This is a genomic window from Myxococcus sp. CA005, from assembly GCF_006518205.1.
GTDB classification, from domain to species: Bacteria; Myxococcota; Myxococcia; order Myxococcales; family Myxococcaceae; genus Myxococcus; species Myxococcus xanthus.
The window spans coordinates 63822-83649 of sequence record NZ_SRLV01000016.1 but is presented as its reverse complement, the minus strand read 5'-3'; the positions used below and the strand labels follow the sequence as shown (position 1 = coordinate 83649).

At 68.1% G+C, this 19828-nt stretch carries 1 protein-coding gene (running past one end of the window); it reads right to left on the bottom strand.

The features are described from left to right. Positions 1-25: 25 nt before the first annotated feature. Positions 26-19828, bottom strand: the 3' portion of a protein-coding gene (locus tag FMQ63_RS09875) for a non-ribosomal peptide synthetase (protein WP_011553945.1). Its footprint extends 7146 nt past the window's final position; 19803 of the gene's 26949 nt are visible here — the last part of the coding sequence; its start codon lies beyond the right edge, outside the window; its stop codon occupies positions 26-28.

Here is a 19828-nt window from a genome sequence, read left to right as displayed (position 1 = left end):
CGAAGCCGAGGCAGCTTGAACGTTGTCAGGATTGGCTGTTCGTCAGGAACTGCTGAGCGACGGAGGGATCCAGCTCGCCGGCTTCCACCTGGCGAAGCAGCTCATCCAACGAAGGCGGCTCACCCTGAGCCGGAGCGCCCGCGCTGACCGTCTTTTGAATCTCGTTGCCCAGGTACTTCGAGAACTCGCGGATGTTCGGATAGTCATACACCCGCGTCGCCGCGACGTTGATGCCGTAGCTCTTGTTGACGGACTGGATCCACTCCACGCTGATGATGGAGTCCAGCCCGATGTGGCGGAACCCGACGTCCAGGTCCACCTCGGAGGGTTGCAGGAAAAGCGCGCGAGCCAGGCTGACGGTCAACTCCGCTTGCAACTGTTCGAGCGTGACGCCGGCGGGTGCGGGCGTGCGAGGCGCAACAGGTGCCGGGCGCTTCGGTGCGGGCACCGGTGGCTCCGAGACAGGCTGCACGGGCGCGCGCGCAGGCTCGCGGACTTCCGCTACCACCGGAGGCGCGTCCTCGGGCGAGCGCGTCGGAGTCAGGACCTTGGGCATCGGCGGGAGGCGACGCGCCTCGACGCCGTTCCCCACGGAGACCTGGCCCACGGGCTCCAACTTGATCCGAGCGCGTGGCGTGACCGGCGCGGGAATCTCGCGGGGGAGGCTCGGCACCGGGGGGAGCTCCACGTGCTGCTTGGGTTCCGGAGTCGAACGCTCGTCGAACCGTGGCACCCAGTAGCGCTCCCGGGCGAACGGGTACGTCGGCAGAGACACCTTCCTAGGCTTCGAGCCGCCATGGAGGCGGCTCCAGTCGATGGATACCCCGGCGGTCCAGAGGTCCAGCAGCTTGTCGAACTTCCGCTTGGCGACCCAGGCGTCGACAGTCTGCTGCATGTCCTCGTCAACGAGGGCGTCCGTCAGTCCATTCGACACCCGCTCGACCCGTCCGCGCCACACGCGCTTGCCCTTGGACTTCGGCTGCGAGCCATCCGCCGCCAGGAAGTCCTCCAAGGCCGCCTCCAGTTCCGCGAAGGTGCTGACGACGAAGGCCAGCCGCTCGACCATGTGCTCGCGGCCGTTCAGCAATGTATGGGCCACGTCATCCAGCGAGCCCTGACGCAGCTCGGGGTCGCGCATCCAGTCCAGCAGCTGGCGGGCCCGAGCCTGGAGCCCAGCCTCCAGCGTGGCGGACAGGAGAATGACCACCGGTGCCTGGCTTTCGCGATCAGTGGCCCTCGGATTCGCCTCCTCCACGTACTCCTCGAACACCACGTGTGCGTTCGCGCCCCCGGCGCCGAACGACGACAGCGCGGCGCGCCGAGGCTGCGTGACGCGGCGGCCCTCGTGCTCCTGCACCGGGCTCTTCCACTCCGTCAGCCGCTGTTGCACGACGAAAGCCGTTCCATCGAAGTCGATGTGCGGGTTGAGCACCTGGGAGTGGAGCGACGGCACCAGCTGGCGGTGCTTCATCTGGAGCAGCACCTTGGTCAGCCCAGCAATGCCCGCAGCGCTCTCACAGTGGCCAATGTTCGACTTCACCGAGCCAATGGCGCAGAACGCCTTGTCGGAGGTGAACTCGGAGAACGCCTTCTGGAGGCCCGCGATCTCCACCGGGTCGCCCAGGGACGTGCCCGTACCGTGCGCCTCCACGTAACCCACCGTGCGAGCATCCACACCCGCGCGGCGAAGGGCGCGTCCAATCACCTGGGCCTGCGCGTTCGGGTTCGGCACGCTGAAGCCCGCCGTCCGGCCTCCGTGATTGACCGCCGTGGCCTTGATGACACCATAGATGCGGTCACCATCCGCCTTCGCCCGCTCCAGCGGCTTGAGCAGGACAGCGCCCACACCCTCCGCGGGAACGTAGCCATCACCACCAGCGCCGAAGCTCTCACAGCGCCCCTTGCTGGAGACGAAGCGCCCCTGGCTGAGACCCAGGTACTTGTTCGGATGCACCGACAGGTTCACCCCGCCCACCAGGGCCGCCTCGCAATCTCCGTTCGCGAGGCTCTGCATCGCCAGGTGAAGCGCCGTGAGCGACGAGGAACACATCGTGTCCACCGCCATGCTCGGCCCGTGGAAGTCGAACCAGTAGGAGACCCGGTTGGCGATGGACGACGCGTTTCCCGGCAGCGACAGGGGCCGTCCCTGAATCGTCTCCTGCGCCCCGTACAACTGATACTCCTGGTACATCACGCCCACGAAGACGCCCACGCTTCCGCCGGCACGGTCCCCGCCGAGCTTTGCCAGGGACTCCCGCGTGTAGCCCGCGTCCTCACAGCAGGCATAGGCGCACTCCAGGAAGAGGCGCTCCTGCGGGTCGATGAAGTGGGCCTCCTTGGGAGGGATGTTGAAGAAGCGGGGGTCGAACTCCGCCGCGCCTTCGATGAAGCCGCCCCACTTGCTGTACGTCTTTCCCGGCCGAGACTTGTCCGGGTCGAAGATGGCGCTGTGATCCCAGCGGTCCTGCGGAACCTCTCCGATGCTGTCCACGCCTTCACGCAGATTCCGCCAGAAGGCGTTGAGGTCCCTCGCGCCCGGGTAGCGGCCCGCAAGACCGATGATGGCCACGTCCGTGGGGCTGCCTCCGTCACTCACTCGGGGCGCCGGTTCACGCTTGGCCGGACGCGTGGCCTCCTCTCGCTGTTCGACCGATGGGGCAAGGCCGAAGATGCCCGCCAGGCGGTCAGCGAAAGCCTCTGCCAGGTGTGCGGTCAGCTCCCCGAGCGTCCGATGCTCGAACAGCAACGTCTTTGACAGGGGCCCGAAGTCGCGTTCGAGCTCGCTGATGACCTGCAGCATGTTGATGGAGTCGATGCCGTAGTTGCCCAGCGACACGTCGTCGTGCAGGCGCTGCCGGGGAACCTTCAGGACCCGGCCGAACACCGTCTTCAAGTGGTCGCTCACGGCGTCCTGACCCGCGCGGCCCGTCATCGCCGGCGTACGCGCGGCGGGCACCGCGTCGCTCACGCCGCGCTCCTGCCCGACATGCTCGCGCAAGCGTGCCGGCTCTCCCACCAGCACCAGCACCTGTGGCTGCCCCGTCTCCCAGGCGCGATAGAACGCCTGCAGTCCCTCCTTGGCGCGCAGTGATGCCAGCCCGGAGCGCTGCTCCGCCAGATCCCTGAGCTCGGGGCCCACGCTCATCCCACCGTCACTCCAGAGCGGCCAGTTGATGGACAGCGTCCGGCCCGACCGCTGCCCCGCCGCCACCAGCCCAGCGCGGTAGTGCGCGTACGCATCGAGGTACGCATTGGCCGTGGCGTAATCCGCCTGCCCCACGCCGCCCAGCGCCCCCGCGATGGAGGAGAACGAGATGAACAACTCCAGCGGCAGGTCCTTGCTCGCCTCGTCAAGGTTCGACACGCCGAGCACCTTCGGCTCCATCACCTCGCTCAGTTCGGCGTCGCTCTTGTGGCGAATGAAGCCATCCCGAAGGATGCCCGCGGCGTGGATGATGCCGGTCAGCGCGCCGTGCTTCTCACGGATGCCAGCAATCAACCGCCGGACTTCGTCCAACTGGCTGACGTCGGCGCGCAGGTATTCGACCGTGACGCCGGAACGACGGAGCGTCGCCAACCGGGGCTCCATCTGACGAGGAGACGAACGGCCACAGAGAATCAGCGTCGCACCTGGCGCACGGGCTGCAATCTCCTGGGCGAAAATCATCCCCAGCCCCCCCAGTCCGCCCGTCACGAGATACACGCCGCCCCGGCGCCAGACGGACTCGCTGTGCGGAGTGCTCGACGCTCGCTGTGCCACTTCCTGCCACCGCGGCTCTCGCCAGCCTCCGCGTGTGTACCGGAGCGGAGCCTGTCCACCCGGCGTCGCGGCGAACAGCAACGACGCCAGCGAAGCGCCCTCCGGCTCATGCACCTCGATGAGCCGAGTCTTCAACCGGGGCTCCTCGGCGTGCGCGGTCTTCAACAGGCCGTCGAGCGCGGTGAGCAACTGCTGCTCCCCCTTGGCTGGGATGACCAGATGGCAGAGGACGTCCCCCTGCGGCCCGGACTTCAAGACGCGCTTGAACGTGGAGAGCAGCCGGCCCGCGTACTCCTGGACGCGGTCTCCCATCCGGTCATGAGAGGACTCCAACCGGATGAGTTCGGCATCCCCAGCGTGAGGCCGCAGCGCCGCCTCCAGTGCCCTGCCCGTCTCGCACAGGAACACGATGTGGCGGCCGGGCTTCGCGGGACTCGTGCCATCCACTCGCGGAGAAGACACGGTCCACGCGGGCGTCATGAGCAGGACTTCCCGGCCGTGCTCAGCCGACTCACGGGACGCCTCCGGTGCCCGCGTGACAAAGCCCTTGAGCTCGACACACAGCGTGCCCTGCGCATCGTAGATGGCGATGTCGACGCAAGGCATGGCCGAGTCCGGTCCATTCGCGGCTGGCCGCGTGATGTGCGCCCAGGCCTCCGAGGGACACGGCCGATACACGTCCAGGCGCTCCAGACCGAACGGCAGGGCCGCTGGCGCGTCGTCCTTGCCGCGCGCCAGACCGACCACGGCTTGCAACGCCGAATCCAGGATGCCCGGAGGCAGTGCGTAGGACGCCGCCGCACGGGCGTTGGATGCCGGCAGGGACAGGTCCGCCACCACCTGCTCCCGGCCTACGTGAATCCGCCGCAGTGCTTGGAACGAAGGACCATGCTCCAGGCCCGCGGCGCGGAAACGGCGGTAGCACGCCTCGCCATCCAGGCTGTCGACGCCACACTCACGCAGCAGCGTGTTCCGTTCGACACGCGACCGCTCCGCCGCACCGGGCATGTCGGCGGTCTTCAGTCGCGCCGTTCCCTGGCAGAACAGCACGGCCATCCCGCTGTCGTACTCAGGCGAACTGTAGATCCGGAACGCCAGGTCACCGTCGGGCTGCGGCTTGAGCCCGATGTGGATGTCGGTGGCACCCGTCTCGACCACCAGGGCTCTCGGCCAGACGACGTTCGCCAACTGCACGCGCTTCGTCCGCTCACCCGCACCGAGCAACGCCACCACCGCCGCCCGCGCCATCTCCAACTGGGCGGCAGCCGGCATCACCCTGCGGCCAGCGACACGATGCTCGGCCAGGAACGGCTCATCTCCGGTGAACGTGGACGTGAACCGCAGCTCGGACAGTGTCGATGTATTCCGCTGGACGAGCGGATGACCAGCGTCCGTGATGGCATGCGCCATGGGCGCCGCGGCCTCGGATGCATGCTCAGGCAGCCAGCACCGCTCCTTGGCGAACGGATAGGTCGGCGCGCTGATTCTGCGAGGGCCCTGTCCGCCGTGGAGCGCGGCCCAGTCCACGCGTGCGCCCCGGACCCAGGCGGCCGCGATCTTCGCGTAGCTGTGACTCTGTCTCCAGACACCCACGAGGACGTTGAGGTCGTCGGTGGACGGCGCCTGACCGCTGGCCGGCCCAGCCCCGAGCGCGGTGCCCACGAAAACGTCCTTCCCCGGCGAACCGTGGAGGAAACCCTCCAGCGAGCGACTCAGCTCCGAAGCGCTACCGGCCACCACGGCCAGCCGATGCTCCATTGCCGCGCGCCCGACTTGCAGTGTGAACGCCAGGTGGGCCAGCGCGCCTGCATCCAGCGTTTGCACGAATCGGCGAAGCTCGGCCGCGGAGCTGGCCAGTTGCTCCGCCGTCTTCGCCGAGAGCACGAACACCGACGCCGGCCCCACCGCGCTCACGGTCGGCGGCCTGGACGCCGCGGGATACTCTTCGAGCACCAGGTGCGCGTTCGTTCCACTGAAGCCAAACGAGCTGATGGCGGCCCGCCGGAGCGCATGGCCGTTCGGTTTCCAGGGCTTGTGCTCGGTGTTGACGTAGAACGGTGACCGCTGGAAGTCGAAGTGCTGGTTCGGCTCGGAGTAGTTCAGGGACGGAACGAGCGAGCCATGCTGCATCGCGAGGAGCACCTTGTGGATGCTCGCCACCCCCGCCGCCGCGGAGGTATGCCCGATGCTGCTCTTGACCGAGCCGATGGCGCAGAACTGAGTCCGGTCCGTGCGCTCCTTGAAGACGGACGACAAGGCCTCCAGCTCAATCGGGTCGCCGAGCCGGGTACCGGTGCCGTGCATCTCCACGTAGCCAATCGTGGCCGGGTCGACCTCGAACCGCCGGTAGACCTCGCGCTCCAACTCCATCTGACTGGCCGCGCTGGGCGCGGTGATGCCGTTCGTCTTGCCGTCCTGGTTCGTGCCCGAACCGATGATGACGCCCAGGATGGCGTCCCGGTCACGCTCGGCATCCTCAAGCCTCTTGAGGACGATGGCGCCCACGCCCTCGCCGGGGATGAAGCCGTCCGCGCCATTGTCGAAGGGCCGGCATGCGCCCCCCGTCGACAGCATGCCCGCGTCGCACATGGCCAGATATGACTCGGGCGCCAGGTACAGCGTGACGCCGCCCACCAGGGCCATGTCGATTTCATGGCTGGTCAGCGCCTGACAGGCCAGGTGCGTGGCCACCAGCGACGACGAACACGCCGTGTCGATGGCGATGGCCGGGCCCTTCAGGTTGAGGTGGTACGCCAGCCGTGCCGCCGCGATGGCGTAGCTGTTGCCCGTGGTGTTGATGGCCTGGGCCCCACTCCGCTGCAACAGCGTGGCGTACTCACTGCCCATGATGCCCAGGTAGACGCCACACCGGCGGCCATCCAGGGCCTCACCGGCGTACCCCGCGTCCTCGAACGCCCGGTAGCCTTCCTGCCAGAACAGCCGGTGCTGTGGGTCCGTCACTTCGGCTTCGGCCGGCGACATGCGGAAGAAGAGCGGGTCAAAAGACTCGATGTCCGAGAGCGCGCCCATCCGGTGGCAATAGTTCCGGTCCTGCCGGAACTGCTTCGCGGTGGCCTCGTCCCATCGGGTGTACGGCAGCTCGGAGATTCCGCTGACCCCGTCCCGGAGGTTGTCCCAGTACTGCCGAAGGTTCTCCGCTCCAGGGTAGCGCCCCGACATGCCGATGACGGCGATTCGCACGGTGCCCGCCGGTGCGACCTCCTTCTTCACGATCGCTGGCGCCTGCACCGCTTGCACGCTGGGAGGCGGGCTCGAAACGACGGGCGCGACGCGTACCGTCTTCGCCTCCACCTGTGGCGGCGGCGCGGGAGGCGGTGCGGTCGGCCCCAGCTGCCGGGCGAGGTAGTCCGCGAACAGTGAGAGGTTCGGGTGGTCGTAGACCTTGGTCACCGGGAGTGACAGGCCGTATTGCTTGTTGATGGCGTGGATCCACTCCACCCCGACAATCGAATCCAGCCCGAGTTCGACGAAGGTGGACTCCGCGTTGACCTGCGCGCGGTCGATGTAGAGCGCCTGGGCGAGGCTCGTCGCCAGTTCCTCGCGCAGTTTGCTCGACGCAGCTGCGCTCGGTGGCGGGGGTGCAGCAGGAGGAGCGGTGGGCGTCGGACGCTCCGGCTCGGGTGCCTCGACCACGGTATTGCGCTTCGGAGTTGCAGCGTCCATCAACTCGGCCTCCAGGTCGCTAGGGTCTCGCAGCACGATGGGTGCCCTCCTGTTCGCGGTGGCGCGTGTCACCACGCGACCGGCACGGAGGGGTTGCGCGGGTGTCTGCGTGTCCAAGACCCAATGTCTTTCTCTGCTGAACGGATACGTAGGCAGGCGGATGCGCTGGGCGCGGCCACCCGCATGGAGTTCGTGCCAGCGAACCTTCCCGCCGCGAACCCACGACTCCAACACGGGCGCAATCTCTCCCCGTGAGATCCGCTCGGTGAGCCCACTCGCCGGCTCCTCAACAACGGCAGTGCCGCCACGGCTTCCGGCAGTGCCACGGTAGAGGCCCGACTCGAGCTCGGTTCCCTCGACGAACGCCGTCAACTGGCGTTCGAGCGTGGCCAGGGAGTCGACGGTGAACGCCAGCCGCTCCTTCATCTCGTCCCGGCCCACCTGCAACGTGTAGGCGATGCGCGCCAGTTCCCCGTCCTGATACCGGCCATGCCGGAGGGCGTCGCGCAACTGCTGGGCCTGGACCTTCAGGCGCTCGGCCGTCTTCGCCGAGAGCACGATGATGGCCGGCGTACCGGGCATCACCTGCGTGCTCGCGGTCTCCTGTCGCCGCGCCACGTACTCTTCGAGCACCACGTGCGCATTGACGCCACCGAAGCCGAACGAGCTCACGCCTGCGCGCCGAGGCAGTTCCACTCCTCGCCGGTCCGTGAGGCGCGGCCAGGGCGCCGTCTCCCGAACGACGTAGAACGGCGTGTCGTCCAGCCGGATGTGCGGGTTCAAGGTCTCGCAGCCCAGGCTCTTCACCAGCGTGGCGTGCTTCATCTGAAGCAGCACCTTGATGACGCCGGCGATGCCGGCCGCCAGCTCGAGGTGGCCGATGTTGGTCTTCACCGACCCGATGCCACAGCGAGGCTGCGCACTGGCGGCGTCCCCGTCGGCCTTCACGAGCGTCTGGTACGCGCTCGTCAACGCCGTGACCTCCACGGGGTCTCCCAGCGCGGTGCCCGTGCCGTGAGCCTCGATGAAGCCCACCGTGCTCATGGGGACTCCGGCCTTCCGGTAGGCCGCCATGAGGACGTCCGCCTGCGACGCGGGATTGGGAGACGTCAGCGAGTTCGCATGGCCGCCGTGATTCTCGGCGCTCCCCAGGATGAGGCCATGAATCGCGTCCCCGTCCGCCTCCGCTCGGCTGAGCGTCTTGAGGACCACGAAGCCGGCCCCTTCGCCCCGGCCGTAGCCGTCCGCCCGGTCGGAGAAGGTCTTGCAGCGGCCATCCCGGCTCAACATGCCGGCCTTGCTGAAGCAGATGTGCCCGTCCGGCGTGACGATCGTGTTGACGCCACCCACGATGGCCAGGTCACACGTGCCGTCCGCCAGTGACGTCATCGCGCGGTGCAGGGCCACCAACGAGCTGGAGCAGGCCGTCTCCACCGGCTCGCTCGGCCCGTGAAGGTCGAGCAGATAGCTGAGCCGGTTGGGCCCCATCGACGGCACCAGGCCCGCGGACGTGTAGCCCTCGATGGGGATGCCGGCTTCCTTGATGAGGTCGCCGTAGCCGAAATGGCCCGTCCCGACGTAGATGGCCGTGTTCGAACCCGCGAGGCTTGACGGCGCATAACCCGCGTCCTCAATGGCCTTCCACGCGTACATCATCAGCAGCCGCTGCTGCGGGTCGATGAGCCGGGCCTCGCGAGGAGAGATGCCGAAGAACGCCGGGTCGAACTCGTCGATGCCGTCGATGAAGCCGCCCCACTTCACGTCCGTCTTGTTCGGTTCGCGGATGGGGTCACCGTCATAGGCCCGCCAATCCCATCGCGAGTTCGGCACCTCCCGGATGCAGTCCTTCCCGGCGACGAGGTTCCCCCAGAACGCATCGAGGTCATCCGCACTGGGGAAGCGCCCCGCCATGCCAATCACGGCGATGGGCTCTCTCGCGCGCGGCTGCGCGGGCGCGACCCGTTCCTCGCTCCTTGCAGGCTCGACCGGCATGGGGGCCGACGGCGGCGAAGCAGGCTCGAACGCAGCGGCCTCCGCGCCCAGTTGGTCCAGCAATCGTGGGCCGTGGCTCTCACACAGGTACCCCGCAAGCGCATTCGCGGTGGTGAACTCGAAGAAGATGACCGGCGACAAGCCCAGCGAAAGCTGTCGATTGAGGAGGTTGGCAAACTCCGTGAAGGTGATGGAGTCGAAGCCGTAGTCACTGAGCTTGGTGTCGGCGTCCAGCTCCTCGCGCGGCACCTTGAGCAGCTCTGACACGCCCTCCAGCAACACCGCCTCGACGCGCGCTTGCAGGTCTCCTGCGTTCGGGGTCTCAGGGGCTCGCTCGCGACGCGACACGGGCTCCTGGCCCACCAACTTCCGAATCGACTCGACCCGCCCCACCGTGACCAGGACCCGCGACGCGCTCCCGGTCAGCACCCGGTAGAGCGCCGTCATGGCGGTCCCCGTCGGCATGGGCACCATCCCCGTGCCCAGCGTCATGGCCTCTTCCGTCGCCGCGTCCATGCGCATGCCGCCGTCGCGCCAGAACGGCCAGTTGAGGGCCCGGCTCACGCCGCTCCGGTCGCCAGCGGCCACCTGCGTCTGGCGGTGCGCCATGTACGCGTCCATGAACGCGTTGGCCGCCGCGTAGTCCGCCTGCCCAGCGTTCCCCAGGGCGCCTGCAATTGAAGAGAACGCCACGAAGAAATCGAGGGACAGGCCTCGCGTTGCCTCGTCGAGCACCACCAATCCGCTGACCTTGGGCGCGAACACCCGGACCAACTCCGCCTCGGACTTCCGGGCGAGCAGGTTGTCCTCGATGACGCCGGCCGTGTGGATGACGCCGTGGACCGTTCCGAACTCCCGGCGGACTTCCGCGACCACCTCCGCCATCCGAGCCATGTCGGCAACGTCCACGACGAAGTACCGCACCCGCGCACCGGACGCCTCCCACTCACGAAACGCGGCGAGCAGCGGTTCCTTCGCGTCCGAGCGCCCCACCAGGACCAGCGTCGGCCGCTCACACCGCCGGACAATCTCCTGGGCCATCAGCCGAGCCACACCGCCACCACCACCCGTGATGACGTAGACGCCCCCGGCCCGCCAGGGTACCGCTCCGACCGTGTCCGCCTCGCACGCCACCGGGAGACGGGCGCGCTCATGCCAACGCGTGACGAACCGCGAGGCGCCTTCATAGTCGACCTCACGCTCCCCGGGCGTCCGGGCGTTCTCCAGCAAAGCCTTCGCCAGCTGCTCCGCCGACACCGGACCGTCGAAACCAATGCTCTGGCAGCTCAGCCGCGTATTCTCGAGCGCCGCCGACTTCAGCATGCCGCCGAGGCCCGCGACGACCTTGTCCGCTCCCGCGTAGGCCAGCTGGACCAGCAGCTTGCCCTTCGTCCCGGCCAACGTCTCGCGCAGGCGTTCAAGCGTCTGGCGGGCGAAGTCGAGGTAACGCAGGTCCAGCCGCTCCTGACGGGATTGCAGCTCGCGGCAAGAGACCGACGTGGAGCCACGGCCGTCCCGAACCGCGCGCTCGACGTCCGAAGCCGTCAGCCCCGACATGCCGCAGGTGAGCACCAGGTGATGGTCGAAGGACGGCGCTGGGCTTTCCGGTGCTGGCTCGCGCACACGCTCCGGGGACCAAAGCAGCGTCGCCTGCTCGTCCGCGGGCGGCTGCGCCGTTGCGCTATCGATGGGCCGCGCGTTGAAGCCTTCGAGCACCACACACGGCTCGCCTGCCTCGCTGGTGATGCGTATCGCACACACGATGGGGCCATTCGCTCCGCCTCGCGGTTCACGCTCGACCACCACCCAGGCCTGGTCCGGGCAGGGACGGAGAATCCGCAGGGTGTCCAGGGAGAACGGAAGCGCCGTTCTCAGCGCGCCCTGTCCCATCGCCAGGCCCAGCGTGGCCTGGAGGGCCCCATCGAGCAGGCTGGGCGGCAGCGTGTAGGCAGCGCGGTCTGCGAGGCTCGTCCCGCGCAGCGACACCTTCGCGACCACCCGGTTCTCTCCCACCGCCAGTTCATCAATCACCCGGTGCGCGGGCCCGTAATCGATGCCAATGGACTGGAAGACGTCGTACAGCGCCTCGCCGTTCACCACCTTCCGGGTGCAGCCCGCCAGCGCGCCTGGAATGTCCACGCGCTCCGCAATCACGCCACCCGGGCCACGGCGCGCGCGCCCCTGGGCGTGCAGCATCGTCTCTCCGGACCTGCCGGTGCTGGTGATCCGGAAGGACAGGCTCTCGTCGGCCACAAGCGACAGTCGGACGGTCAGCGACGCATTCTCCGCCGAGTAGACGAAGGGACGCAGCCACACGACCTGCTCCAGACGGATGGCCGTCGAGCCGCGTTCCGCCGGTTCCAATGAGCGCAGCACCGCCTCGTGCGCCAGTTCGAGGTAGCCGACCCCAGGCAGCACCTTCTGGCCCCGGACCACGTGGTCCGCGAGGAAGGGCTCGTCCCCGCTGAAGTGCGTGACGAAGCACGGACCGGCCAGCGTCGACTGGTTCTCGTGCAACAGCGGGTGCAGGCGCGCCGGAGCCACGGCCGATACGGCGGTTGGCGTGGCCGGTAGCGCGTAGCGCTGCTTCGCGAACGGATACAGGGGCAAGCTGAGACGTCGCCTGCGCTTCCCCTCGTGCAGACTCCGCCAGTCGACGTGGCCGCCCTTCACCCACCGCGCGCCCAGCTCAGAGAGCGCGCCTGTCCTCATGGCTTCGCCGCCATCCTGCGAGGCCAGACCCTCGGGGTTCTTCCGGATGTTCGCCGTGAGCAACTCGGGCGTGGACCGCCCCTGCGCGAAGTCGCTCAGCCGCTCCCTCAGTTCGCGGATGGAACCAACCTGGCAGGCCAGCCGGCAGTCCATCGCCTCGCGTCCCACCTGGAGCGTGTAGCAGAGATCCTGCAGTGACAGCGCGGGCGCCTGCGCCAGGAAGGCGTCGAACGACGCGGCATACGTGCGCAGCTGCTCCTCCGTCCGGGCGGACAGGACAAAGAGCGCGGCCCCGTCTACGAGCGCCTGAGGGTCTTGCGTCATGGCTTCCGCCGGGGCTTCCTCGATGATGAGGTGGGCGTTGCTGCCCCCCGCGCCAAAGGAGGAGATGCAGGCAATGCGGGGGATGGACTGTCCCTGCGCGTCGCAGGGCAGCCAGTCCTCGCAGGTTTGCTGAACGACGAACGGCGTCTTGCCGAAGTCGATATGGGGATTCAGCGTGCTCGAGTGCAGGGACGGCACGTACTTGCGGTGCTGTCCCTGGAGCAGGATCTTGGACAGCCCCGCGATGCCAGCGGCGGCCTCCAGGTGCCCGATGTTCGTCTTCACCGAGCCGATGCGGCAGTACGCGAGGTCTGGCGTCTGCGCGGCGAAGGCCTCCGTCAGCCCCCGAATCTCGATGGGGTCTCCCAGGTCCGTGCCTGTGCCGTGCGCCTCGACGTAGGTGATATGCCGGGCAGGCACCTTCGCTCGCGCCAGGGCCCGAGTGATGACCTCCGCCTGGGCCCGTGGGTTCGGCACCGTGAACCCGTTGGTCTTCCCACCGTGGTTGATTTCCGAGCCCCGGATGACGCCGTAGATGTGGTCGCCATCCCGCAGCGCGCGTCCCAGAGGCTTGAGCAGCACGGCGCCCACGCCCTCCCCGGGCACGAATCCATTGGCCCCCGCGCCGAACGCCTTCGACCTCCCTTCCGTCGACAGCATCTGCAGCTTGGAGAGGTCCGCGAAGTGGTAGGGGTGGGTATAGGTATTGACCCCGCCCGCGATGGCCAGCGTGCAGTCACCTGATTGGAGCTGCTGGCACGCCAGGTGGATGGCCACCAGCGACGACGAACAGGCCGTGTCGATGGCGAGGCTGGGCCCCTTCAAGTTCAGGGCGTAGGAGACGCGGTTGGGGATGGTGAAGAAGGTGTGGTGCTGCTCGGCCACGCCCACCTTCGACGCGCCGACGAACACGCCCACCCGCTCCGATGCCAGCGCCGTCGGCGTATAGCCCGCGTCCTCCACGACGTGCCAGGCACACTGGAGAAACAGCCGGGACTCCGGGTGAATGATCTCCACTTCGCGCGGAGAGATTCGGAAGAACAGCGGATCGAAGTCGTAGAGGCCTCCAAGGAACCCGCCCCACTTGCCGTAGCTCTTGCCACTCGCGATGGCTGCGTCCTTGTCGGCGTCGAAGAAGACATCCAGCGGCCAGCGGTCGGATGGCAGCTCGCTGACGCAGTCCGCCCCGCGCGCCAGGTTTGACCAGAATGCCGTCAGGTCGTGTGCCTCGGGATAGCGCCCGCTCAGGCCGATGATGGCAATCGGCTCGTCGGTGTTCCGCGGAGCGGTGGCCCCCGCGTGAGGCAGGAGGTCCGAAGCCGGTGACGGTGGTGCCGCATCCCGCGCCAGCTGGTCACTCACGTGCTGGATGAGCTGCGCGGGCGTCGAGTACTCGAAGAAGGCCGCAGGCTCGACCACCAAGCCATGCCCCTGGCGAAGCGCGGCGGCCAGCTTGATGACCAGGATGGAGTCGAAGCCCAGCTCGCTGAACTCCGCCTCCAGGTCGAGCTGCTCCGGGGGCACGCGCAAGAAGGGACTGAGCGTCGTGCGAATCATCGACTCGGCCCGCGCTCGGAACCGGGTGTCATCCCCCGGCCTGGATGCAGGGTGTTCCGCGATGGGCATCGTGCCCTCCCGGGGCTGCCGCGGCGCCGCATCCACCCAGAGCCGTTGCATCTTGAATGCATAGACGGGCAGGCGCACGCGCTGGGGCTTCGCCTCCAGTGGCCATTGCCAATCGACCACGGCGCCCCGGCACCACGCGACCGCAGTCTCCTGAGCCTCCCGCTGACTTGCCTGGAGACTGGGGTGCGCAGCTGCGTCCCGCTGCCCCTTGCTCTTCTCAGCGCTCCCTTCGAAGACGCCTTCCGAGCGCTCGCCCGCGACGTACCGATCGAGCTGATGCTGCAACCGCGTCCGGTCCTCGGCCAGGAAGGCCACGCGGTGCTTCATCGCGTCCCGTCCGAGTTGCAGCGTCAACGCCACGGCGTCCAGGTCCAACTCCGGCTCCGCCCTGAGCGTGGCCGCCAGCCGCGCGACCCTGTCGACCCGCTGCTCCACGCTGCTCGCCGACACCGGAACGACATGCCACTGACGCGAGGGCGGCCCGCCCGCGGACGGCCGCGATTCCAGCTGGGGCACGTATTCCTCCACGAGGAGGTGCGCGTTGTTCCCGCCGGCGCCGAACGAATGCAGGCCCGCCAGCCGCGGCTTTCCATTGCGCCGCCAGGGCTCCGTCCGGGTCGCGAGCCGCGCGGGCTGACGGTCAAGCTCCAGATACGAGTTGGCGGATTCGAAGCCGGCGATGCCGTAGACCTTGTCGCGGCGGAAGCTGTGGATGACCTTGAACAGCGCGCCGAGCGCCGACGCCGACTCCATGTGGCCGGTCAGCGGCTTGAGGCTGCTCACCCGGCAGTGGCCCGGCACCACGTCGACGCCCTGCGCCGTGGCAAGCCGCTTCAGCGCGTCATTGATGGCCTCCCACTCCGCGATGTCGGCGACGGGGTTGGCCATGCCCTGCGCCTCGATGTACTCGACGTCCCGCACGTCGATGCCCGCCGAGCGATAACAAGACTGAATCAGCTCGCTGTGGCTCTGACGGCTCGGCGCGGCAATCGATACGCCCGAGCGACCGTTGTAGTTGACCGCGCTGCCCCTCAGCACCGCGTGGATGGGGTGCCCCTCACGCTCGGCCTGCTCCAAGGGCATGAGCAGCACGGAGGCCACGCCCTCCGCGCGTTGGTGCCCGCTGGCGTCCTTGCCAAACGACTGCACGCGGACGCTCGGGCTCAACTGCTGCAATTGGGAGAGCTTGATGAACCCATCGGGCCGCAGGATGACGTTCGCGGCGGCGACGATGGCACGGTCAATCTCCCCCGACCGGATCGCCAGCACCGCGCGGTGGATGGCCACAGCAGCGCTCGAGCACATCGTGTTCACCAGCTCGCTCGGCCCGCTCAGGTCGAAGAAGTACGACAGCCGGTTGGCCACCATGCTGGCCGCCTGGTCGAAGCCAGACGCGGTATCGACGCCTTGCTCGCGCAGGTGCAGCAGGTACTCATTCTCCTCCGCGCCTACGAAGACGCCCGTGCGGCTGCCCTTGAGCTTCTCCGGGGCCTGCCCCGCGTCTTCGAGGCAGTGGTAGACCGCCATGAGCAGCAGGCGCTGCCGGGGGTCCAGGGTCTCCGCTTCGGCCGGGAGGATGTTGAAAAACCCCGGGTCGAACGACGCGACGTCGGGAATGAAGCCGCCCCACTTGCTCCGGCTCTTGTCCGGGAAGAGAGGCCGGTAGTCGAACCGGTTGGGAGGGATTTCCTCCAGGAGCGTCTGCTCGGCGTCGAGCGCATCCCAGAAGGCCTGGAGCGACTGGCAGCCCGGAAAGAAACCCGCCGCGCCCACGATGGCCACGGCCTGAGCGTCCTTACCCCCGCGTGTCTGCGAACGAGGCGCGGGCGCGTCATGCTCAGGCACGGGAACCACGGAGGGCAGCGGCGGTGCCACATCCAACTGCGTTCCCAGGTACTCGGAGAGGCTACGGACCGAGGGATGCTCGATGAACTCGCGGGGGGAGACATCGCTCCCGAGCCGCCGCTTCAAGCAGACCGAGAGCTGGACCGCCGAGATGGAGTCGAGGCCATAGCGCTGGAAGGCCCGGTCGTCGTCCAGTGTGTCGACTGGCAACTGGAGGACCTCGCAGACCGCGTCACGAATCGCTGCCTTCACCCCGGAGCTGTCCACTGCTGGCGCCGCTTCTGGCGTCTCCACCGTGCGCCGTTGGGTCGTCACGGGCGACTCCGCGAGCATCGGGTTGCCCTCGGCCCAGGACGTCTCCGGATGGAGGTAGGCCAGCAACACCCAGCTCCTCGCCCCCAGGCGCATCGACTTCTCGAACAGGGCACGGCCCTCATCGTTGGTGAAGCTCCGCATCCCGAGCGAGCCCAGGGCCTGGTCGAGCCGTGCCTTGTCCTCGGGTGAAAGGCGGGCGCCCGCGCCGGTCTCGTTCCAATCCACCCAGGTGATGGTCCGGTAGCACGTCCGCTTCCGGCCTTGGTGTTGATAGGCCGTGAAGTGGTCCAGGAACGCGTTGGCCATCGCGTAGTCGCTCAGGCCCCGCGCGAGCCTCGGTATCACGCCCGTCAGCGACGAGAACGAGACGAAGAAGTCGAGGTCCGCGCCTTCGAGGACGTCGCTCAGGCACTCGATGCCCCGAACCTTGGGAGCGAGCACCCGTTCGATGTCCACGGCCTTTTTGTCGACGAAGGCTGGCGTCTTGATGTCGGAGTAAGCCCCCGCGCTGTGAATCACGCCTCGGATGGGGCCTCGCTCGCGCTGGATTCTGGTGAACAGCGCAGCGAGCGCGGTCCGGTCGTCCAGCGGGCCAATGTGGATGTCCAGTGAGTCCACTCGGCGTTCAAGCGCCGCGAGCTTCTCCAGCCTGAGCGTGTCCTGCGGGGAACGACCTCCCGCATCTGGCCCGCGCCTCGACGGCAACGGCGTCGCACCCATCAATACCAGCCGACGCGCACCTCGGGAGACCAGATGCTCCGCGATCTCCAGCCCGATGCCGCGAGTGCCTCCCGTCACCACATAGACGCCTGTTTCGTGCAGGTCGAACGGCTGGCGCTCCAGGCCATCCGCGTCAGTGCGTTCCACCCGCCTTTTTTCGAGCAGCGGTGCGAAGCGAAGGCCGCGCCGGTAGCACACCTCGGACTGTTCTCTTGGAGCCGCCAACTCCCTGCCCAGCAGTTCCACGAGCGCCTCAGCACCGACGTCGAGGTCGATGCTCTTCGCGACCACGTGGGGGTACTCCGCGCTGAGCATCTTCATGAGGCCCACGAGCTTGGCCCCCGCCAGACTCGGCTGGGCGCACTCGAATGGCTGCAGGCCCCGCGTGACATGCAGGATGGACAGCGCGGAGAACTCGCGAATCAGTCGCTGGAGGAAGGTGACCCTGCCCAGCTTGTCGTCATCCACGCTCCTGGGCTGCGCGTAGAGGTCAGACACATCGATCACCACATCGACGTGTCCCACTTCGCGCAGAAGCTCGGACGCCAGTGCCTGCCCCGCTTCTGGAGAGAAGAGCGCTCCGGCAATGACGACGCGCACCTCCGCGGGTGCCAGAGCCTGCCGCAATTCACTGACGAACTGCGCCGTCTCGGGGTTGACCAGGACGACCACCCGGCTCCCGGCTTGCCAGCGCGAACCGGTCGAACCCTCAGCCGTCGACACGGAGACAGGCTGGCGCCGCCATACCTTCTCCAGCAGGTAGACGGGTTCCATGGCTTGAACCACGGGAACCTGCCCCACCGACTGGGTGCTCATCGCGCCCCACTGGAGCAACCGCCTCCGCTCACCCGTGTAACGCACCAGGCTCCGCGCTGGCCGGCCTTCGTCGACAATCCACTCACGCAGGAAGCGCTGCAAGCTGGGGAGTGAATGAGCGTCATCCTCCATGAACACGCAGCGCCACGAGTCCTGGGGCCGCGCCATGGTCGACAGCGCGGCATCGAGGCCACCAACGTCGCCCTCCAGCGTCGCAGCCGTGCCACCGCCCAGGCAGTACACGGTGACACCCGCGCCCCGCGATACCCATCGCTCGAATTCAGGCAGCGCGGCGCGCAGCCACCCTGCCGTGTCCCCCACCGCTCCCGGGAGCAACCAGAACACGGTCGCCCGAGCTTCGTGGCCCACGTCGATGCGCGGTCCCTCAACCGCTGCACCACGAACGAAGCGGTGCATGTGGATCTGAAGCGCTGATGACACCCCGCCGGACGCGCTCACCTGCTCCAGCAGCGCCACGAATCGCCGGGCATCGGACTCTTCGTCGTAGACGACCCAGACAGTGCCGCCGAGCTTGGAGAGCAGCCGCTCCCGCCAGGGCAGCGTCTCGGGCACTGGCGCGTCGATCCACTCCACCTTCGTCTCCAGCACGGACGGCGACACGGTTCGCACGCCCTGCCCCTTGAGTGCCAGCCAGTAAGTCCTCCGCTCGAACGGGTACGTCGGAAGGCTCACCCGGCGCGGCGCCGGTGCCTCGCCACCGTAGAGCCCGCCCCAGTCGATTTCCCGGCCCTGGACCCACGCCGCCAGCAGCTCACGGCCCCTGCTTTCGTCCAACGGCTGCGCGAGCGTTTGCGAGGCCGCGCTCCGGGCACGGCCGAAGGCACAGGCGTCGTCGTCCACCTCGCCCAGCAGGACATCTGCGCCCGCATCCCCGCGGAGGAAGGCCTCCAGCTTCTCTCGTGCTTCGTCGGCCGACCGAGCCGTGAAAGCCAGGCGCGCGTTCATCGCTTCGCGCCCGACCTGAAGCGTGTACCCCAGAGCGCGCAGGTGCTCGGCATCGACGTGCCGCGCCTGGAACAGGTAGCCGCACAAACGGCGGCCCACCTCGCGCAGCCGGTCGGGATTCTTCGCCGAGAGCGGGAACAGGACCGGCGTGCCCGGACGCATGGGAGTCTTCTCCGGGCCCATCTCGAACTCCTCCACCAGGACGTGTGCATTCGCCCCACCGGCGCCAAACGACGACACCCCGGCAAGGCGCGGCCGCTCCGAGAGCACGCCGTCAACCTCGACTCGAGGCCGTGCCCAGTCCTCGAAGCCGCGCTGCACCACGAAGGGCGTCTCACCAAAGGCGATGTTCGCGTTGAGCGACTCCGCATGGAGGCTGGGCACCAGTCGCTTGTGGCGGAGCTGGAGGATGACCTTGGTCAGACCCGCGATGCCCGCGGCGGCCTCCAGGTGGCCGATGTTCGACTTGAGTGAGCCGATGCGGCAGTACGCGCGGGCATCCGTGTCGCGGCGAAACGCCTGCGTGAGTCCCGCGACTTCAATCGGGTCCCCAAGCTCGGTCCCCGTCCCGTGCGCTTCCAGGTAGCTCACATCGCGCGCGGAGAGGCCCGCCTTATCCAGTGCACTGCGAATCAGCGCCGCCTGCGCCTGCGGGTCGGGAACGGTGTAGCCGTTCGTCTTCCCACCGTGGTTCACACTGGTTGACCGGATGACGGCGTAGATGGAGTCGCCGTCGGCGATGGCCTTCGACAGCGGCTTGAGAAGCACCGCTCCAACACCCTCGCCGGGAACGAAGCCGTTCCCCCCTGCCCCGAAGCTGCGGCACCGGCCGTCCGTCGACAGCATCTGCTGCCCGGACAGGCTGACGTAGCTCGACGGGTGGACGTAGAGATTCACTCCACCCGCGATGGCCATGACGCAGGCGCCTCGTTGCAGCGCCTCGCAAGCCATGTGGACGGCTGTCAGCGAGGCCGAGCACATGGTGTCCACGGGCATGCTCGGCCCCTTCAGGTCGAGCAGATACGAGACGCGGTTGGCAACAGACGCAAACGACGTATAGGGCCGGAC